Origin of the sequence: Nostoc sp. (genome assembly GCF_036917435.1) — a bacterium.
In the GTDB taxonomy this organism is placed as follows: Bacteria; Cyanobacteriota; Cyanobacteriia; order Cyanobacteriales; family Nostocaceae; genus Nostoc.
The window spans coordinates 20,806-38,967 of record NZ_JBALDM010000007.1 but is presented as its reverse complement, the minus strand read 5'-3'; the positions used below and the strand labels follow the sequence as shown (position 1 = coordinate 38,967).

The following is an 18,162-nucleotide window of genomic DNA, read 5'->3' as shown; positions in this document are numbered from 1 at the left end:
GCATTGGGCATTGGGCATTGCTTATTTCCCTTGTTTCCCTGTTCCCTGTTCCCTGCTTTCCTTATACTGGCGGTTTGCTGTACTTGGCTACCAGACTGGCTAAAAGTGGTAAATCAATCGGCTTAGAAATATAATCATTTACTCCAGCTGCTAGACAGATTTCGCGATCGCCTTTCATCGCCATTGCTGTTTGAACAATTACCGGAATCGCCTGATATTGCTCATTCTCTCGCAGTTTTTGGATCAAATCAAGACCATTTTCATCTGGTAGACAAACATCCATCAAAATCACTGCTGGTTCTAGCTGTGTCAAAATATCCCACATTTCCACAGCATTCTCAACCCAAGTCACCTGATATCCCAATTTCCGTAGATAAATTTGCATCAAATCAGCGTTGGGTAAGTCATTTTCTAGCAGCAAAATATCTACAGAATGACTAGGGGTGAAAAGCAGAGGAGATGAGAAGTATTTTGCTTCCTCATCCCCCTCATCCCCCTCATCTCCCTCATCTCCCGCCTCTTGCTGAAGGGGAAGTACAAGGGTAAAACGCGAACCGCGATCTACTTCAGATTCCACTTTCACAGAACCACCGTGAATTTGGGCAAGTTTGCGAGTCACTGCTAAACCCAAACCAGTCCCTTCAGCACCACCAGCGACAGCCTTAGCAATTTGGAAATAAGGTTCAAATAGTTGAGTTTGGTCTTCTTGAGAAATCCCACTGCCAGTATCCCAAACTGTAAAATGTACAGATACACCTTCAGGAAAAACCTGTAAGCCAACACTTCCAATGCTTGTGAACTTTAAGGCATTGAAGAGTAAATTCAACAGCATTTGCTTAAGTCGCAAAGAGTCGGCTACTAGGGTTGTGATATCGGGGTTAATTTCTAGGCACAGTTTTAAACCCTTATTAGCGGCTTTCTCTTTCACCAGTGCCAAAACATTGTTACATAGCAGAGGCACATCTATACTTTCCCACTGCACCTCTAGCTGATTTGCTTCAATTTTTGAGAGATCCAAAATATCATTAATCAGAGCTAGTAAATGCTTGCCGCTAGACTGAATGATATGTAAATACTCTAGCTGGCGTTCTTTAGTTGGTTCAAACCCTGGAGCTAAAAGCAGATGGGTAAACCCAATAATAGAACTAAGCGGTGTGCGAATTTCGTGGCTGGTGTTTGCCAAAAACTGGTTTTTCAGTTGATTGGTGCGCTCCAATTCTTGATTGGAGTTACTTAAATGTTGATATTGTTGCTGCAAAGATAGAATATGCCTGAGTTGTACCAAGGCTGTAGTACAGTGCTTGGCACACCTAGCCATCAATTCCGATCTAAGTTGATCTTGTGATTCTATGAGCGACTTACAATCGCAGTTTAGGGGCGCTGCGGCAATAATTAGCCAGCCCATGATGCTGCCAGAATCATCAGCTAACTGCCAAGCACTTGGTGGCTGTTGATTCTCAAGTTTCTGCAAATCTTCCAGTTCTATAATCTCTTGCAATTTCAACAGCAGCTTTTTTTCTGCTGTCGGCACATCTAAAAATAAAGGTTGTGAGTTTGGGGATGGAGAACCAGAAACATAGCAAACTGTGGCAACAGTTTCTTGTGGTTGAAACAGAGCGATGCCAACGGCATAATCTGTAAGCGCCAGATTACTGCTGTTTACAACGCTGCTAATCTCGTTAACCACAGCTTGGAGAATTTCTGCTTCTGCGGCTTCTGCCTGTAGGACATTGTTACAAGCAGAAAGCAGATACTGATTAAGGCGACTTTGCAACTGGTTCAAGCTGCTCTCCAGCCACAACTTGGCGCGAAGTTGCTGAATTCTTGTCAAAACTTTTGGCGTTGCATCTATCTGTGAGTTCTGGTCTGATAAGCTTGAGTACTGCTGCATGGTCAACTAGACCGCTTAACAAATTTAGCTTCACATAAAAATCCGAAAAGGATTTTATGTATATTAGCGGACAATTCTTTTTTATTTATAAAACATAACTTATGTTGTTATAAACCATAACTTATGATGTCAAATTTAGCAGCTATTCTAAAAAAATTATTATATGAACCACTGACCTAAAATTTTTTAAAGCAACTTAAGACTTATGGATACACAATTCGCCCAACTAATCGTCAATGGGATTGCGGTGGGGAGCATTATTGCTCTAGCCGCAGTTGGACTGACTCTTACTTATGGAATTTTACGGTTATCTAACTTTGCTCATGGTGACTTTTTAACTTTAGGAGCCTATCTCACTTGGCTGATCAATAGTATTGGAGTAAATATTTGGCTGTCAATGATCCTGGCGGCGGTAGGAACAGTAGCAGGAATGCTGTTATCGGAAAAGCTATTGTGGTCAAAGATGCGCTCTATACGTGCTACTTCCACTACACTGATTATTATTTCTATCGGACTTGCCTTATTTCTTCGCAATGGCATTATTTTGATCTGGGGTGGCAAGAACCAAAATTATAATTTACCTGTCACCACAGCTTTAGATATCTTTGGGTTAAAAGTACCGCAAAATCAATTATTGGTATTGGGGTTAGCGGTGCTAGCAATTTTGGGGCTGCATTACCTATTGCAAAATACCAAAATTGGTAAGGCGATGCGAGCAGTTGCTGACGATCTCGACTTGGCAAGGGTTTCAGGTATCAATGTCGATCGAGTAATTTTTTGGACTTGGTTAATTGCCGGCACTCTTACGTCATTGGGCGGCAGTATGTATGGGTTGATTACAGCCGTGCGTCCAAATATGGGGTGGTTCTTAATTTTACCGTTATTTGCCTCAGTGATTCTTGGGGGGATTGGCAATCCTTACGGTGCGATCGCAGCAGCTTTTATCATTGGCATTGTCCAAGAAGTCAGCACCCCCTGGTTGGGTTCACAGTACAAACAAGGTGTAGCACTGTTAATCATGATTTTGGTGCTGCTCATTCGTCCCAAAGGTTTATTCAAAGGAACGATTTGAGCAGCACCTCTCCACTTCTAACTATTCAATAATGTGGAAATACCAGGCTGCTACCAGGAAATTGATAGCCAACAAGAATATTGCCCAGCCTGTGCGATAGGCATAGGGAGGTTTAGCTCCACTGTCGGCAAATGGGGAATTTGCAGGATTCTTCGTTGTTTTAGCGGTCATAATCCGATTCTCCTAATGTCATGACTTTCTAAGAAATACCAAACTGGCGTACCAAATACCCAAATTCTTTAAGAATATTTGTGTGAATTTGGGAATTGGGCATTGGGCATGGGGCATTGGGCATGGGGCATTGGGCATTGGGAATGGAAAATTGGTTAATTCTTCTCCCCCTGCTTCCCCTGCTCCCTCATCCCCCTCATCTCCCCTACTCCCTACTCCCCACTCCCCACTCCCTCCTCTCCAGCATGATAGGAACTGCGAACCAGAGGCCCAGAACGGACATGATTGAATCCCATTTCCCATGCTAATCTGCCGAGTTGATCGAATTCCTCTGGAGTCCAATATTTTTGGACTGGGAGATGTTCTAAGGAAGGACGCATATACTGTCCGAGAGTCAAGCGATCGCACTCCACAGCCCTTAAATCAGCCATTGCTTCAATAACTTCATCAAGTGTTTCACCATGTCCCAGCATCAAACCTGACTTAGTGGGAATTGTCGAATCGATTTCTTTGACCATAGCTAGTACCGAGAGTGAGCGATCGTATTTAGCTCCCCGACGCACTGGCCCAGTTAATCGCCTCACTGTCTCGATATTGTGATTAAAACATGCTGGTTTAGCTTTCACAACCATCGCTATCCGTTGGCGTTGACCTGATTCCCCAACACCAGCACCACCCCAAAAATCTGGAGTCAGCACTTCAATTTGAGTCTCTGGGTTTAATTGGCGGATAGTAGCGATCGTCTCCACAAAATGACCTGCGCCCTGATCGGGCAAGTCATCACGGGCGACAGAAGTCAGTACTACATAACGCAATCCCAAAAGCTGTACAGCCTCTGCTACCTTTTGCGGTTCCTCTAAATCAAGAGGCATGGGTGAATGACCTTTATCTACTTGACAAAAAGCACAAGAGCGAGTGCAAGTAGGCCCCATTAGCAAGAAAGTTGCAGTTTTTTGAGCATAGCACTCTCCTCGGTTGGGACAGCGACCTTCTTCGCAAATTGTGTGGATTTGGCGCTGTTTAATAATGCGTTGTACGGTAGATATTTCACTGGCTTTACCGATAGGGCGACGTAACCAGCTAGGCATTGCCGCAATTTCAGACTTTAGTTCGGCTTGTTGTGACGAAATCATAGACATCCAAGCAAGATACGGATATAAAGTAATGGTCTTTCAATGGACAAGAATAGACACAGAAAACGGTCTTAATATCTCCGTGTCTCCGTGTGCTTATATGCTTTATGCCCTAGAACAAAGCTAAAGCCTTAAATATCACCATGACATAAATCGAAAAGAGCGCAAGCAAAAGTTTTACAAAACACCTCTAGCAATGTCATTTATACCGAAATATACTATCCCCCAATTGCTAGAAATTTTGTATATAGTGGGAGGATTCTCAAGGACAATCGGCAAAGTCGCTATTTACACTTAAAGTTTCTGTTAGAGCAAACAGTCGTGGCAAGCAACAAGATTTTAGTTATCGATGACACTACAGTTGTCAGGGTAAAAGTACGCGAAATGTTGCCTCCGGGCAATTTTGAGGTACTGGAAGCAAAAGACGGTTTAGAAGGACTAAATTTTATTCTTCAGGAAAAACTCAGCCTAATTATGCTGGATTTCCTGTTGCCTAAAATGAGTGGCTGGGAGGTTTTCCAGAAAGTTCAAGCCGATCCGGAATTAAGGAAAATTCCTTTGGTGCTCATGTCAGGTCGCAAGGAAGAAGTAACTGAGAAGATCGCGGAACCCTTTGAATACTTTGAATTTCTGGGCAAGCCTTTTGATCAAAAGCAACTAATTAACGCAATTAAGTTAGCTATGACCAAGGCGAAACTGCCGCGCCCAGAATTAGTCGCAGTTGGAGCCGGGGTTGCTGTTAAAAATAGCACAGTTGTAACTTCTAGCGTCGCAACTGCGACGGTAGCAGCCCCTAGCGTCGCAAATACTGCTACGGTAGCAATACCTACTGCTGCCAGTACTGCAATGCCTACGGCGGCAAGCAACGCAACTCCTACTGCTGGAGGAGTCTCTGAGGCAGAAATTAATTTATTAAATGAGAAAATTGTCAAAATGCAAGCTGAAATCGAGGGCTTGAAGAAACAGCTAACTCAGGTTGTTACCTTTATTAAACAAAAAATCAAGTAGCATTTGTGTTCATTATTATGTTGACAAATCATCGGTGACAACCAAATCCAAAAACAGGAAAAAATTATACGTAGGGGCAATTCATGAACTGCCCCTACGTTTTGCGTAAGAGAAATTAAAAATAAATGAGTAATGAGTAATAAGTAACGGGTATTTACTCATTACTCATTACTTATTACTCATTACTTCAAACATTTTAGACAGTTGGAGTTGGGGTTGAAATCCCCAACTCCAACTGATACTACGTATAGACGTAGGGGTCTTAAACCCTTGATTTGGTGATAAAATTTGATTCCTATGGTGCTGCCTTGCCTCTGCGTAAGATTTATTGATTATTCAACTGTCTAGTCTACTTCAACCATCGAGCCGCATCTTTGGCATGGTAAGTCAAAATCAAGTCTGCGCCAGCACGTTTAAATCCAGTTAAAGTTTCCATAACTACTCGCTCCTCATCAATCCAACCATTGAGAGCCGCAGCTTTCACCATCGCATACTCACCAGAAACATTGTAAGCCGCAACTGGTAAGTTACTTGCTTCCTTCACGCGCCAGATAATATCCATGTATGCCAAAGCTGGCTTAACCATGAGCATATCAGCACCTTCGGCGATATCCAATTCAATCTCTTTAATTGCTTCGCGCCCGTTACCTGGATCCATTTGGTAAGTTCTTCTATCCCCAAATTGCGGTGTCGAGTCTGCTGCATCCCGAAATGGGCCATAGTAACCCGAAGCATATTTAGCAGCATAAGACAAAATCGGCGTGTCTTGAAATCCGGCTTCATCCAAACCGACACGAATTGCCTGGACAAATCCATCCATCATCCCAGATGGCGCGATAATATCAGCACCTGCTTTCGCTTGAGAAACTGCTGTTTTCTTCAACAATTCCAAAGTTGGGTCATTTAAAACTCGTCCTGTTAAATCACCAACTTGCAGATAACCACAATGACCGTGGCTAGTGTACTCACATAAACAAGTATCGGCAATTACAATCAAGTCTGGCACTGCTGTTTTTACCGCCGTCGCTGCTTTTTGGACGATACCGCAATCATGCCAAGCACCAGTGGCATCGACATCTTTATCAGCCGGAATACCAAATAAAATAATAGAAGGAATTCCTAAGTCATAAACTTCTTTGGCTTCTTCGACAATTTTATCTATCGAAAGTTGGTAGACTCCGGGCATGGATTTCACTTCATTAGCGATTCCCTCACCTGGTACGGCAAATAATGGGTAGATTAAATCGCTTGTTGTTAAAACAGTTTCACGAACCATCCGGCGCAATTGAGGATTAGTACGCAGACGACGGGGACGATGTGTAGGAAACATAAAATTTTATGAAGAAAAACAACGCAAATGGACACAAAACAAAGCGTCACAAAAGCAGGTTAAAATTTTCCTGCCGTCAGACAGACTACAAACAGTGCTTAACTGTACTTTGCCCTACTCTTAATCAAGTTGTGGGGCAATTTTGTATTCTACAGCTTGGTTGCACTTATCCGACGGACTGGAAAAAAAACAATATAGTAAGCAATTCAAAATTCACAATGGGAATTGAGGGTTGAAATTTAAACGCAAAGGCACGCAGAGAATTCGCTACGAATTAATTAAATTTTGTATTTAGTAGCAAATAACTGACAATTACCAATGCCCAATGCCCAATGCCCAATACCCAATAATAATTTGTTCTAAAGAAATCGAAAAATGTAGGGATAACGGAAGGGTATATCAGGATTACTGAAAACACCGATGAGCGCCCAAATTGTTAATCCCCAGTGCAATAGATATCCCAGACCGGCTAGTGGGCCCAGTAATAATAGAGGTAAGAGTAACCAACCGAGGAGAAAAAACAGCACTCCCAGAATTGCACCATAGAACCAGACATTAAAGTGGAAATTGATGGATTCTTTGGCGTTTTCTTTAACAACAGGATCATCAGATACAAACAGTATGGCGATCGGGATACCGACAGATACCAGTGTTGTACTGAAGAAAATTGATCCATGCGCCAAGGCGGATAGAAGCTTTCGCTTGTCTGTGTCGTACATTGCTTTCTCCTATTTAATCAGATTGTTGATTACACTACGACCCTATCACGAGCATCGTTGTCTTAAGATTAAAAGACTTACTAGAGTCAAAAAAATTAAGTTAGCTAACAAACAAATACATTTATGTCTACTGAACTTCAGTCTGAACTTATTCAAGCAGTTGAACTGCGACGCAATTTTGCGATTATATCTCACCCTGATGCTGGTAAAACTACACTAACAGAAAAGCTACTTTTATACGGAGGTGCGATTCACGAAGCTGGAGCAGTTAAGGCACGACGGGCACAGCGTAAGGCTACCTCTGACTGGATGGCGATGGAACAACAACGGGGTATTTCCATTACCTCCACGGTGTTGCAATTTGAATACAAGAATTGCCAAATAAATTTATTAGACACTCCCGGACACCAAGATTTCAGTGAAGATACTTACCGCACTCTCGCGGCTGCCGATAATGCAGTGATGTTAATTGATGCGGCAAAAGGTTTGGAACCCCAAACCCGCAAGTTGTTTGAAGTATGTAAGTTGCGGGGTATCCCGATTTTTACATTTATCAATAAGCTCGATCGCCCCGGAAGAGAACCTCTGGAATTGTTGGATGAAATTGAGCAAGAATTGGGATTGCAAACCTATGCAGTCAACTGGCCGATTGGCATGGGCGATCGCTTTAAAGGTGTTTTTGACCGACATAAACAACAAATTCACCTGTTTGAACGCAGCGCCCACGGCAGCCGAGAAGCCCGCGATACGGTAGTCGAATTAGGCGATCCGAAAATAGAAGAACAGCTAGAACAAAGCCTTTACCACCAACTGAAAAACGATCTGGAACTCTTAGAAGGAGTTGGGCCAGAACTAGATTTGCAGTTGGTACACGAAGGCAAAATGACACCTGTGTTCTTTGGCAGCGCTATGACTAACTTCGGGGTAGAGTTATTCCTCAAGTATTTCCTCGACTATGCCCTGAAACCCGGTTCTCATTACAGCAGTGTTGGCGAAGTTGCCCCTACATACCCAGAATTTTCGGGGTTTGTCTTCAAGCTGCAAGCGAACATGGACCCGAAACACCGCGATCGCGTCGCATTTATCCGGGTCTGTACTGGTAAGTTTGAAAAAGATATGATGGTGAATCACGCCCGCATCGGTAAACTTATCCGTCTATCTCGCCCGCAAAAACTCTTTGCTCAAGAGCGGGAATCGATTGATGTGGCTTATCCTGGCGATGTGATTGGTTTGAACAATCCCGGTGTTTTTGCGATCGGGGATACAATTTACACGGGACAAAAGCTCGAATATGAAGGGATTCCGTATTTTTCGCCGGAACTGTTTGCATCTCTGAGGAATCCCAACCCCTCGAAATCTAAACAATTCCAAAAAGGTGTTGCGGAATTGCGAGAAGAAGGTGCTGTGCAAATCATGTATTCAAATGATGAAGCCAAGCGCGATCCAATTTTGGCGGCGGTTGGCCAGTTGCAATTTGAAGTGGTACAGTTTCGCTTACAAAACGAGTATGGTGTAGAAACCATATTAGATGTATTACCCTACAGTGTCGCCCGTTGGGTTGAGGGTGGTTGGGAAGCATTAGAAAAAGTGGGACGAATATTCAATACCACTACAGTTAAGGACAGTATGGGACGGCCAGTGTTGTTATTCCGTAATGAATGGAATTGTCAACAGTTGCTCGGCGACCATCCAGAGTTAAAATTAAGCGCGATCGCTCCAGTATTTTCTAGTCAACAACCAGTGGAAGAATAATTCACTTGACAAGCAAAACTTGGGCGCGGTTGAGTTCCACTGCATCCGAGGTTCGCGCTTTTGCCCAAACGTGGATCACTTAGAAGAGATTGGAGTGCCAGAATTTGTATGCCTTCACATGCCAAATCATCTTTGGAGGCTGGTTTAGTTGCCCTCAAACAGGGAAATTACCAAACAGCGATCGCTCAACTTGAACCTATTGCTAGCAGCCAAAGCAATGGTACTGCTAGCTTACAAGCCCAGGTTGGTTTAGTGATGGCTTATGCTCGCACTGGCGAAGTTTCCCAAGCGATCGCTATTTCCCAGAATCTCATTGAGAGTAACAATCCGCAAGTTCAAGAGTGGGCAACACGCGCTCTCGAACACCTGACAAAGCGTAAGAAACGCGATCGAGAATCAAAAAATGTCGAAACTGGATTTGTTGCTTTTGAGAATTCAACCCCAGATTCTTCCCTAAATTCTCCCTCAGTTACCCCCCCGGTAACTCCTACATCAGAGGAAAAGCCAGAAGTTGAAGTAATAGAAACCAAGAGTGATGACATCCCGGCGATGGTACCACTACCTAAGCTCAAAGCTACAGTAGCGACACCATTACCACCACCGACTGCACCACTAAACGGTTTCATGGGTTCCGTAACCCGCACCCAAGCTAAATTATTCGGCGTTATTTATTGGCGACAAGCACAACGCGCCAAAGCATGGCAACCCCTACGTAAACCAAAACTAATTCCCTTACGGTTGCTAACAGCAGGAACATTCATTGCCCTATTTTGGGTGATGCGAGAAATCCTCAAGTTCGCAATGGGATTCATCAACCTGACTTTAGTCAAACTACCTTATCTGGAGCCATTGCAGCTTTTATACAGCAACCCTACTAAATTGTTGCTAACGGTATTGGTGATTTTAATCGCAGTATCACCTTGGTTGCTGGATCTTTTATTGGCTAAGTTGTATGGTCAGCGAGAATTTTCCAAAGATGTATTGAATGGCCATAGCCGCGAAGCTGTGCGAGTGCTACAACGCTGTTGTCAACAGCGTCACTGGCCGTTACCTAAACTGCGGATCTTACCAATAGCTGCACCAATTATCCTGACTTACGGTAGTTTACCACGTAATGCCAGGATTGTTGTGAGTCAAGGACTATTAGAGCAACTAGCAGATGATGAAATCGCAATTATCTACGCCACGCAGCTAGGGCATATTGCTCACTGGGATTTTGCTGTGATGTCTTTGTTGCTGCTGGTGACACTACCAATTTATAAGCTATATCAGCGAATATCTGAGTTAGCAGACAAAATATCAGGGAAAGTTTGGCGTTGGCCAGTGACAATTGTGGCTAGTCTTGTTTATGGAATTTGGGGTTTGCTAACTGGGACTGGATTATGGTTGTCGCGGTTGCGGCTTTATTATAGCGATCGCGTCGCATCTGAAATCACTGGTAATCCCAACGCCTTAATTCGCGCTTTACTCAAAATTTCCATTGGCATTGCAGCTGATATCCAAAAAGAAGAACATACCAGTTGGCAACTAGAAAGCTTAAATGTCTTGACACCAGTTAGCCACCAGCAGAGCCTTTCTTTGGGCACTATTGCCAGCAATTTATCTTTTGAATCATTTTTGAAGTGGGATACTGCCAATCCCTATCGCCAATGGTTTACTATTAATAATAGTCATCCCCTGATGGGCGATCGCATTGAACGCCTTTGTAAAATAGCCCGTCACTGGCATCTAGACACCGAACTACATTTTGCAAGCGAACCATCAAGAGTGAAGCGTCAGTCTTTCTTATTACAAATCGCTCCCTGGTTGGGAATTCCTCTAGGGATTCTGTTTGCAGCTTTGGTCTGGCTAACCTGGCAACTAGCATTTGCACTCAAGTTTTTGAATCTAAAGTGGATATATGAAGATTGGTCTTTTATTACAGGCTGCCTTCTAATTGGCTTTAGCGTCGGTACAGTGATGCGGATTAATTCTTTTTTCCCCGATATCAAATCCCCCACCGTACAAACTGACGACTACCTACCGAACTTATTAGCTGACCCTTCTGCCTTACCCATTGATAGCGTCAGCGTGCGTCTTGTGGGTAAGTTATTAGGTCGTCAAGGTACTAGCAATTCCCTAGCGCAAGATTTAATCCTCCAATCCAGCGCAGGTTTGGTGAAATTACACCACATTTCTTGGCTAGGACAGTCAGTGAATCACCAGGATCTAATCGGTCGCCAAATTATCGTCACAGGTTGGTTCCGGCGAGGAGCAACACCTTGGATTGATATCCAAACCCTGGAAACTCAAAGTGGTAAAACCATTCATAGCCCTCATCCCATCTGGTCTACTTTTTTGGCAGTTGCAGCCCAGGCTTTGGGCGCATACGTTTTTCTTACTGGTTAATTATTGGGAATTGGGAATTGGGAATTGGGCATTGGGCATTGGGCATTGGGCATTGGGCATTGGTCTATCCCTTCCTACTCAGCACTGATGAGCGTCATTGCTTATTTGCAAAGGACAAATGACAAATCAGAATGTAAACAAAAGTTGCAGGTTTTCTTTAAAGATGTTACATTTATTTACACAAACTATAGCAACAAAAATAACTCAGCACTACAGCTTAGTTATTAATTCGGATGCTTTCCCCCCTCCATACCTTTTTATCCTCCCAACACAGCAGGAAATCAACCAGCCACCGGCTGGTTTTTGTTTCAAAAGATGCTCCCTTAAATCAAAAAATGTGTTTTATGTTACGATGCAGTAATACTAACGTTAGAAATGTATGCGCTAAACTAGCTACGTAGAAAATACCGTGGTAATGTAAGGAATGGTATTTGATTCTGCGAAAAAGGCATGGAAGAAAGCGTGTACTTTAGCAGGCAATAGGCTATTAAATTTACAATTCTTAGAATTAAGGTGTTATTAGCTCACCATAGTGTGGGCCTTTGGATTAAACAAGCTTGATCCCGACGAAAAACTGTATTGTATAAGTTGACAGTTTCGAGCAAAAAATTGGTTGATGGCAGTCTTGGTCAATAGCATCTATTTAAAAGTCCAAAGCCAAGTAATTGTTTTCTTGCCTTGCCATGTTCATTTAACTCTGGAGGTATAGTTCATGTCCGTTCGCCTATATATAGGTAATTTGCCTAAAGAAGAAATCGATCGTCAAGATTTGCAAGCAGTTTTTGCAGCAGAAGGTGAAGCTGTAACTACTAAATTAATTAAAGACCGCAAAACTGGTAAATGCCGTGGTTTTGGTTTTCTTACCGTCAACAATGACGAACAAGCTGACGAAATCATTGAAAAATATAATGGTCAGATGTTTAAAGACACTGCCATTAAGTTAGAAAAGGCATTACCTCGGACAAAAGGTGAAGAGGGCGACGAACAAGCTCCTAAACCAGTTCAAGCTGGTAGTACGCCCGTTCCTGCTGTTAACAGAGAAGGTAGAGAAAGTAGCCGTCGGGAGAAAAGCTCTAAAAAGCCCCGTCGTGGTGGCGGTGGCGGGGGTTCCCGCGAAAACAGCACAACAACAACTACCGATTCAGACGCTATTCGTCCAGATCCTCGTTGGGCTTCGGAATTAGAAAAGCTGAAGCAAATGTTAGCTGCACAAACTACGAATTAATCCTTAAGGAAGAGAAATTAAAAATTAAAAGTCAGAATTTTTCTTGATTTTTAATTTTTAATTGTTGGCTATCACCTAGCTGCTTAGTTAACGTCTACTTGCAGCTATTTTTGTAAGTAAAAATATACTGATAAGTAGTCGGACACAATTAAATTCATTAGTGGAGATAGGGAAGAGGTTACAGGTTACAGGTTACAGTAAAAAACTTGTGTAATTAATTCTGTCTGATTACTTACAAGGCAATTTTTATAAAATTGTTGTTCAAGCTTGCTTATAAAAAATTAAGTTTTTACGATTGGCTGCATTAAAATCTGACTGAAGATGAATGCGATAGGCATCGCTGTAAAGATAATCTACACTCAAGGTAAGACCGATCGTTTGCAGCTTCTGTTATGTCATCAACTCTAGATTCTTTGCCACCTGCGCTTGCTAAAATTGTCCAGCGCTTTCAACGCGCTTCCGAACCGAAGCGGCGCTACGAACAGCTAATCTGGTATGCTCAGAAGCTCAATGAGTTCCCAGAAGCTGATAAATTACCCGAAAATAAAGTTCCTGGTTGCGTGTCTCAAGTTTATATTACAGCAACCCTGGATGACGGTAAAGTTGTGTTTCAGGGCGAGTCTGATTCCCAGTTAACCAAAGGATTAGTAGGGCTGCTAGTTGAAGGATTGCAGGGACTAACGCCAACTGAGATTGTCCAACTTACCCCAGATTTTATTCAAGAAACGGGCTTAAATGTTAGTCTCACGCCATCCCGCGCTAATGGATTTTACAACATTTTTAAAACCATGCAAAAAAAAGCGTTGGAATGTAAGTTAGATTTACCTAGCTAAACTTGGTCATTAGTCATTAGTCATTTGCAAAGGACAGCTGACAAATAACGTATAATTACCAAAATTTAGACTCATGCCAACAAATTTATTATCTACTTCTACTACTACTGGTTTTGGTGGAATAGTTCAAGAATATCTCTGGAAATGGGAAAATCAGCAATTGCGCGTTGTTTATGAAACCCTTGGTAAAGGTTCACCGCTATTGCTATTACCATCTTTCAGCAGTGTTTCGACACGTTCGGAAGTAGGCGAACTTGCCAAGTTACTAGCTCCCAATTTTCAAGTTGTAGCCGTAGATTGGCCTGGATTTGGTGAATCTTCTCGCCCTAGCTTGGATTACCGTCCAGAAATATATCAGCACTTTCTGGAAGATTTTGTCAAAGCTATTTTTAATACTCCGATTATTGCGATCGCGGCTGGTCATGCTGCTAGTTACGTTTTAAAATTAGCTGTGAAGCAGGTTGCTTTCTCAAAGATTGTATTGTTAGCTCCTACTTGGCGTGGCCCTTTGCCCACAATGGGCGCAAGTCAGCAAATAGCTGGCATTGTCAGAGGATTGGTGCGATCGCCTATACTTGGTCAAGCGCTCTACAAACTCAACACTGCCCAATCTTTATTAAGTTTTATGTACCGCCGTCATGTCTTTACTGACGCGGCTAAAATTACACCAAGTTTCATCGAGAATAAATGGTACACAACTCAACAACCAGGAGCGCGATTTGCATCTGCTGCTTTTGTAACTGGTAATCTTGATGCTGTACACGAACAATCTGATTTTCTGGAACTTGTGCAGTCTTTAGATATACCTCTGATAGTAGTAATTGGGGAATCCAGCCCCCCTAAATCACGAGAAGAAATGAACGCTTTGGTAGCCTTGCCAGGGGTGAGAAGTGTCGTTATACACGGTTCTCTGGGGCTGCATGAAGAATACCCAGCACTTGTTTTAGAAGCAGTTCAGGATTTTCTCTTCTCCTCATAAAATTAAATCATCGCACCAAGATGCAAAAAATCATTTTGCACTTTGGTGCAAGATTAAAATTATGGAACTTACGCAAAAAGACAGCGAAAGCCTTGATTTCGCGTAGGGGCAATTCATGAATTTCCCCTACGATATATCTGGTTTTTCTAATCATATATACTTGGTCTTTCCTGTCAATGCCTAAGTCCTATACATAGATCCCAAAAACGCGATAAATCGCTGTCAGTATATTGTAAAGACGGCGATTTATCGCGTCTCTTGCCTTAACCGAACAGTGTTGAGATTAGTTCAAGCTATTGCGAGTAACTTTTTGCAACCGAGAAAGAGAAAGCGCCAGTAAACCGACTATACCAAGGGCAGGGATAGTTGATGACTCAGGCACTGCCTTCACTTCAAAATCAAAATTGAAAGTACCAGAATCCTTAAAGGGAATGGGGTTAGTCCCATTGCCTAAATCCACAAGTTTGAATGATGCAGAATAAGTTCCCAGTGGTGCAGTAGCATCAGTCCAAAAGGTAGGGCTAAAGGAAAAATTATCACCACTACCAATTGTGTAGATATCGCCGACTGACTTGACAATATCAACACCTGCTGAATTGCCAATATTCAATCCACTGCTAATTGAAGCTAATTGTAAACCAATATTTGCACCCTCAAGTGATGACTGCCAACGACCATTAGAGCTATTGAACAGATACTGGTTGTCTAATTCTTTTGAAGTTTCTAGAGACGCTAAAGTTTCTATTGTCAGATTGCTATATTCCTTATCTGTTGCGGTACTAATCAAGCGACCACTATAAAACCCTGTGCCAGGTAATAATGTTAGCGGCGGTTGTGCTGAGTAAGATTCAGGAATTCGGTTATTTGTATTGGTTGGGTTAATGCTTGGGTTGTCTAACGACCCTGAGTAGCTATAAGCACCAATGCCGTGGAAATGGCTAGATTCGGGTTGGTCTTCATTTCTGTGTGCATATAGAAAGGTCAAACGATTGTAGTTGGGGTTCTCTAAACCTGCGTATGTCCCTGTAGAAAGAACTTCTAAACTATCTAAGCCGATATAAAAGCTAGTTTCATCTGAATGATTATGAGTATCATCTGCTAGTGCAGGGGCTATTGCAGTAGATACAACCAACGGTGCAACGACCAAAAAACTGACTGCAATAGACGCAGATGCTTGCACCGTGTGAGTTAATTGCTTTTTCAAGCAGGTAATGTTTTTTGAAACCACCAGGCTTCTCCATCAAAGAATAATTTATTCATCTGTGATAATGATTATCACTATAGTTATCAGATTGTCAAGGTACAAACCTGTGACTTACGGCAGACTGTAGGCTTGCATGGAATATTTGCAACTGATAAATATTTATTACTTATTGAAGATGCATAAAAATCAAATATTTGGTGATTAAATTATGTGATTATTTTGCTGAAACCCAAAATAACAGCAAGTTCATTTATGATATGTGATAATGATTATCCATAAGGTGAGATAAGGGGAATTTAGAGTATGGTGGCTGACGTAATCAACAATTCAGTTCCCGTTACTGTTCTTACAGGCTATTTGGGAGCAGGTAAAACGACTCTACTCAATCACATCCTCACCTACGAACACGGCAAAAAAGTTGCTGTGATTGTTAATGAATTTGGGGAAGTGGGTATTGATAATCAATTGATTATCGATGCCGATGAAGAAATATTTGAAATGAACAATGGCTGTATCTGTTGTACAGTAAGGGGCGATTTAATTCGCATCATTGGCAATTTGATGAAGCGGCGCGATAAATTTGACCATTTAGTAATTGAAACAACTGGATTAGCCGACCCTGCACCAGTGATTCAGACATTTTTTGTAGATGAAGATTTGCAAAGCCAATTGTCTTTAGATGCGGTGGTGACAGTGGTAGATGCCAAGCATATTTGGCAACATTGGGATGCAGACGAAGCACAAGAACAGATTGCTTTTGCCGATGTAATTTTACTTAATAAAACAGATTTAGTCGAGCCAGAAGAGTTAGATGAATTAGAAAAACGGATTCGGGCGATGAATGCGATCGCAAAAATCTACCGTACCCAAAATTCTGAACTAGGAATGGATGCTTTATTAGGTGTAAAAGCCTTTGATTTAGACCGTGCATTAGAAATCGATCCAGATTTCTTAGGCGAAGATACCCACGTACACGATGAAAGCGTCTTTTCTGTGGCTTTAGTAGAAGCCGGTGCAGTCGATGGAGAAAAATTAAACACTTGGCTTTCGGAATTACTGCGTACCCAAGGCCCAGATATTTTTCGGATGAAAGGCATTTTAAATATTGCTGGAGAAGAAAATCGATTTGTATTCCAAGGAGTACACATGATCTTTGATGGCAAACCCGATCGCCCTTGGAAACCAAGCGAAACCCCCAAAAACGAACTAGTCTTCATCGGCCGCAACCTTGATGCAGCGCAACTCAAACAAGATTTTCTTGCCTGTCTAGCATAATTAGGGAGTAGGGAGTAGGGAGTAGGGAGGAGAGAGGAGGGAATTTCCCACTCCCCAATCCTGAATTCTACTCCCCACTCCCCACTCCCCACTCCCCCTTTAAAAATATGAACTCCACAACCAAATCGAAGGAATTTGAACAACACTATTCGGGGACACTTTCAGATTATGTAACTGCGATCGCTTGGTCGCCACAAGGTAAAACTTTAGCAGCTACTTCTGCCGCCGGTGAAGTAGTTTTGTGGAATGATGGCGAACTTACAACGCTACAAACTGGTAACGGTAAATCACTAGACTGTCTCGCATTTTCGCCAGATGGAAAATTTTTAGCCGTTGGCGGACAAGATGGACAGGTCAAAATTTGGCAGAATACTGAATTAATCGCCACCTTGGAAAATGCCCCCGCATGGGTTGACAAGCTAGCTTGGAATTACACCAGTAATCAACTAGCTTTTAGTTTGGGGCGTTACGTCCAAGTCTGGGATGCAGATACTCGTGAAATTGTCGTGACGCTAAATTTCGACAACTCTTCAGTATTGGGTATAGATTGGCGCATTGACGGAGAATACTTGGCCATTAGTGGTTACAAGGGAGTCAAGATTTGGCATAGTCAAAACTGGGATGAAGAACCATACAACCTAGAGATGACTACTGTCAGCGTAGCAATGGCTTGGTCGCCCGATGGCAAATACCTGGCTTCTGGCAACATGGATCGTAGTGTCACTGTTTTGGAATGGAATAACCCTGACCCTTGGGTAATGCGTGGCTTCCCTGGTAAAATTCGCCAATTGGCATGGTCAGAAGTTACAACCAAAGTGGGTGCGCCAATACTGGCATCTTCTAGCGTTGAAGGGATTGTGGTGTGGGAAAAGCTAGAGGATGATACTTTAGGCTGGGAAGCACGAGTATTAACAAATCATGTGGATGTGATCAATGCGATCGCCTTTGCACCCAAAAGCTTCCTTCTCGCTTCTGCTGCTGCTGATGGCTGGTTGTGTTTGTGGAACCAAGCCAAGGAAGTATCTCAAATTATCACAGGTGTTTCAGGAGGTTTTTCTAGCCTAGCTTGGCATCCCCAGGGTAAGTTACTAGCCGCAGGTGGTGAGCAAGGCGAATTAGTTATTTGGTCAAAGGTTTTGCGCGGTCAAGGATTTGGTCGCAGTTAAGTAATACTCAGTAGTT

The 18,162-nt window shown here is 42.6% G+C and carries 16 protein-coding genes; 10 read left to right on the top strand and 6 right to left on the bottom strand.

Annotated elements, in window-relative coordinates; genetic code table 11:
* Nucleotides 1-61: 61 nt before the first annotated feature.
* Nucleotides 62-1,891, bottom strand: a complete 1,830-nt coding sequence (gene hrmK, locus V7K98_RS03150) for a hybrid histidine kinase/response regulator HrmK (RefSeq protein WP_335019375.1) — start codon at nt 1,889-1,891, stop codon at nt 62-64.
* 205 nt (nt 1,892-2,096) lie between these two features.
* Between hrmK and V7K98_RS03145 the strand changes: the two genes are divergently transcribed.
* Nucleotides 2,097-2,963, top strand: a complete 867-nt coding sequence (locus V7K98_RS03145) for a branched-chain amino acid ABC transporter permease (protein WP_335019374.1) — start codon at nt 2,097-2,099, stop codon at nt 2,961-2,963.
* A 21-nt stretch (nt 2,964-2,984) separates the two neighbouring features.
* On the opposite strand, the gene V7K98_RS03140 is transcribed toward V7K98_RS03145, so the two are convergent.
* The gene (locus V7K98_RS03140) at nt 2,985-3,134 is read right to left on the bottom strand and encodes a photosystem I protein PsaX (RefSeq protein WP_335019373.1); all 150 of its coding nucleotides are present in this window, start codon (nt 3,132-3,134) and stop codon (nt 2,985-2,987) included.
* A gap of 212 nt (nt 3,135-3,346) precedes the next feature.
* Entirely contained in the window at nt 3,347-4,267 is a 921-nt protein-coding gene (gene lipA / locus V7K98_RS03135) for a lipoyl synthase (RefSeq protein ID WP_335019372.1), read from the bottom strand.
* 321 nt (nt 4,268-4,588) lie between these two features.
* On the opposite strand from lipA, the gene V7K98_RS03130 reads away from it, so the two are divergent.
* Nucleotides 4,589-5,275 carry a response regulator gene (locus V7K98_RS03130; protein WP_335019371.1) on the top strand — a complete coding sequence of 229 codons (687 nt, stop codon included), beginning with the start codon at nt 4,589-4,591 and terminating at the stop codon, nt 5,273-5,275.
* 349 nt (nt 5,276-5,624) lie between these two features.
* Here the strand turns inward: V7K98_RS03130 and hemB are convergent, their stop codons facing one another.
* Nucleotides 5,625-6,605 carry a porphobilinogen synthase gene (gene hemB, locus V7K98_RS03125; RefSeq protein ID WP_335019370.1) on the bottom strand — a complete coding sequence of 327 codons (981 nt, stop codon included), beginning with the start codon at nt 6,603-6,605 and terminating at the stop codon, nt 5,625-5,627.
* Nucleotides 6,606-6,964: 359 nt separating this feature from the next.
* Nucleotides 6,965-7,324, bottom strand: coding sequence for a DUF4870 domain-containing protein (locus V7K98_RS03120; protein ID WP_335019369.1), 360 nt, complete (start codon nt 7,322-7,324; stop codon nt 6,965-6,967).
* Nucleotides 7,325-7,447: 123 nt separating this feature from the next.
* Here V7K98_RS03120 and prfC point away from each other — a divergent pair, with 123 nt between their 5' ends.
* The 6 genes from prfC to V7K98_RS03090 all read left to right on the top strand — a co-directional run bounded on the left by prfC (nt 7,448) and on the right by V7K98_RS03090 (nt 14,501).
* Nucleotides 7,448-9,076, top strand: a complete 1,629-nt coding sequence (gene prfC / locus V7K98_RS03115) for a peptide chain release factor 3 (protein WP_335019368.1) — start codon at nt 7,448-7,450, stop codon at nt 9,074-9,076.
* Nucleotides 9,077-9,184: 108 nt separating this feature from the next.
* Nucleotides 9,185-11,464, top strand: a complete 2,280-nt coding sequence (locus tag V7K98_RS03110) for a M48 family metalloprotease (RefSeq protein WP_335019367.1) — start codon at nt 9,185-9,187, stop codon at nt 11,462-11,464.
* 3 nt (nt 11,465-11,467) lie between these two features.
* On the top strand, nt 11,468-11,692 hold the full coding sequence (locus V7K98_RS03105; RefSeq protein WP_335019366.1) for a hypothetical protein: 225 nt from the start codon (nt 11,468-11,470) through the stop codon (nt 11,690-11,692).
* 484 nt (nt 11,693-12,176) lie between these two features.
* Entirely contained in the window at nt 12,177-12,689 is a 513-nt protein-coding gene (locus V7K98_RS03100) for an RNA recognition motif domain-containing protein (RefSeq protein ID WP_335019365.1), read from the top strand.
* 392 nt (nt 12,690-13,081) lie between these two features.
* On the top strand, nt 13,082-13,522 hold the full coding sequence (locus tag V7K98_RS03095; RefSeq protein WP_334806201.1) for a SufE family protein: 441 nt from the start codon (nt 13,082-13,084) through the stop codon (nt 13,520-13,522).
* A gap of 73 nt (nt 13,523-13,595) precedes the next feature.
* A complete protein-coding gene (locus V7K98_RS03090; RefSeq protein ID WP_335019364.1) occupies nt 13,596-14,501 on the top strand; it encodes an alpha/beta fold hydrolase in 906 nt (301 codons plus the stop codon).
* Between the two features lie 283 nt (nt 14,502-14,784).
* Here the strand turns inward: V7K98_RS03090 and V7K98_RS03085 are convergent, their stop codons facing one another.
* The gene (locus tag V7K98_RS03085) at nt 14,785-15,729 is read right to left on the bottom strand and encodes an all3515 family Zur-repressed PEP-CTERM protein (RefSeq protein ID WP_335019363.1); all 945 of its coding nucleotides are present in this window, start codon (nt 15,727-15,729) and stop codon (nt 14,785-14,787) included.
* 279 nt (nt 15,730-16,008) lie between these two features.
* Between V7K98_RS03085 and V7K98_RS03080 the strand changes: the two genes are divergently transcribed.
* Nucleotides 16,009-16,980: a CobW family GTP-binding protein gene (locus V7K98_RS03080; protein WP_335019362.1), complete on the top strand. Its 972-nt coding sequence runs from the start codon at nt 16,009-16,011 to the stop codon at nt 16,978-16,980.
* Nucleotides 16,981-17,087: 107 nt separating this feature from the next.
* Nucleotides 17,088-18,146: a WD40 repeat domain-containing protein gene (locus V7K98_RS03075; RefSeq protein ID WP_335019361.1), complete on the top strand. Its 1,059-nt coding sequence runs from the start codon at nt 17,088-17,090 to the stop codon at nt 18,144-18,146.
* Nucleotides 18,147-18,162 lie beyond the last annotated feature (16 nt).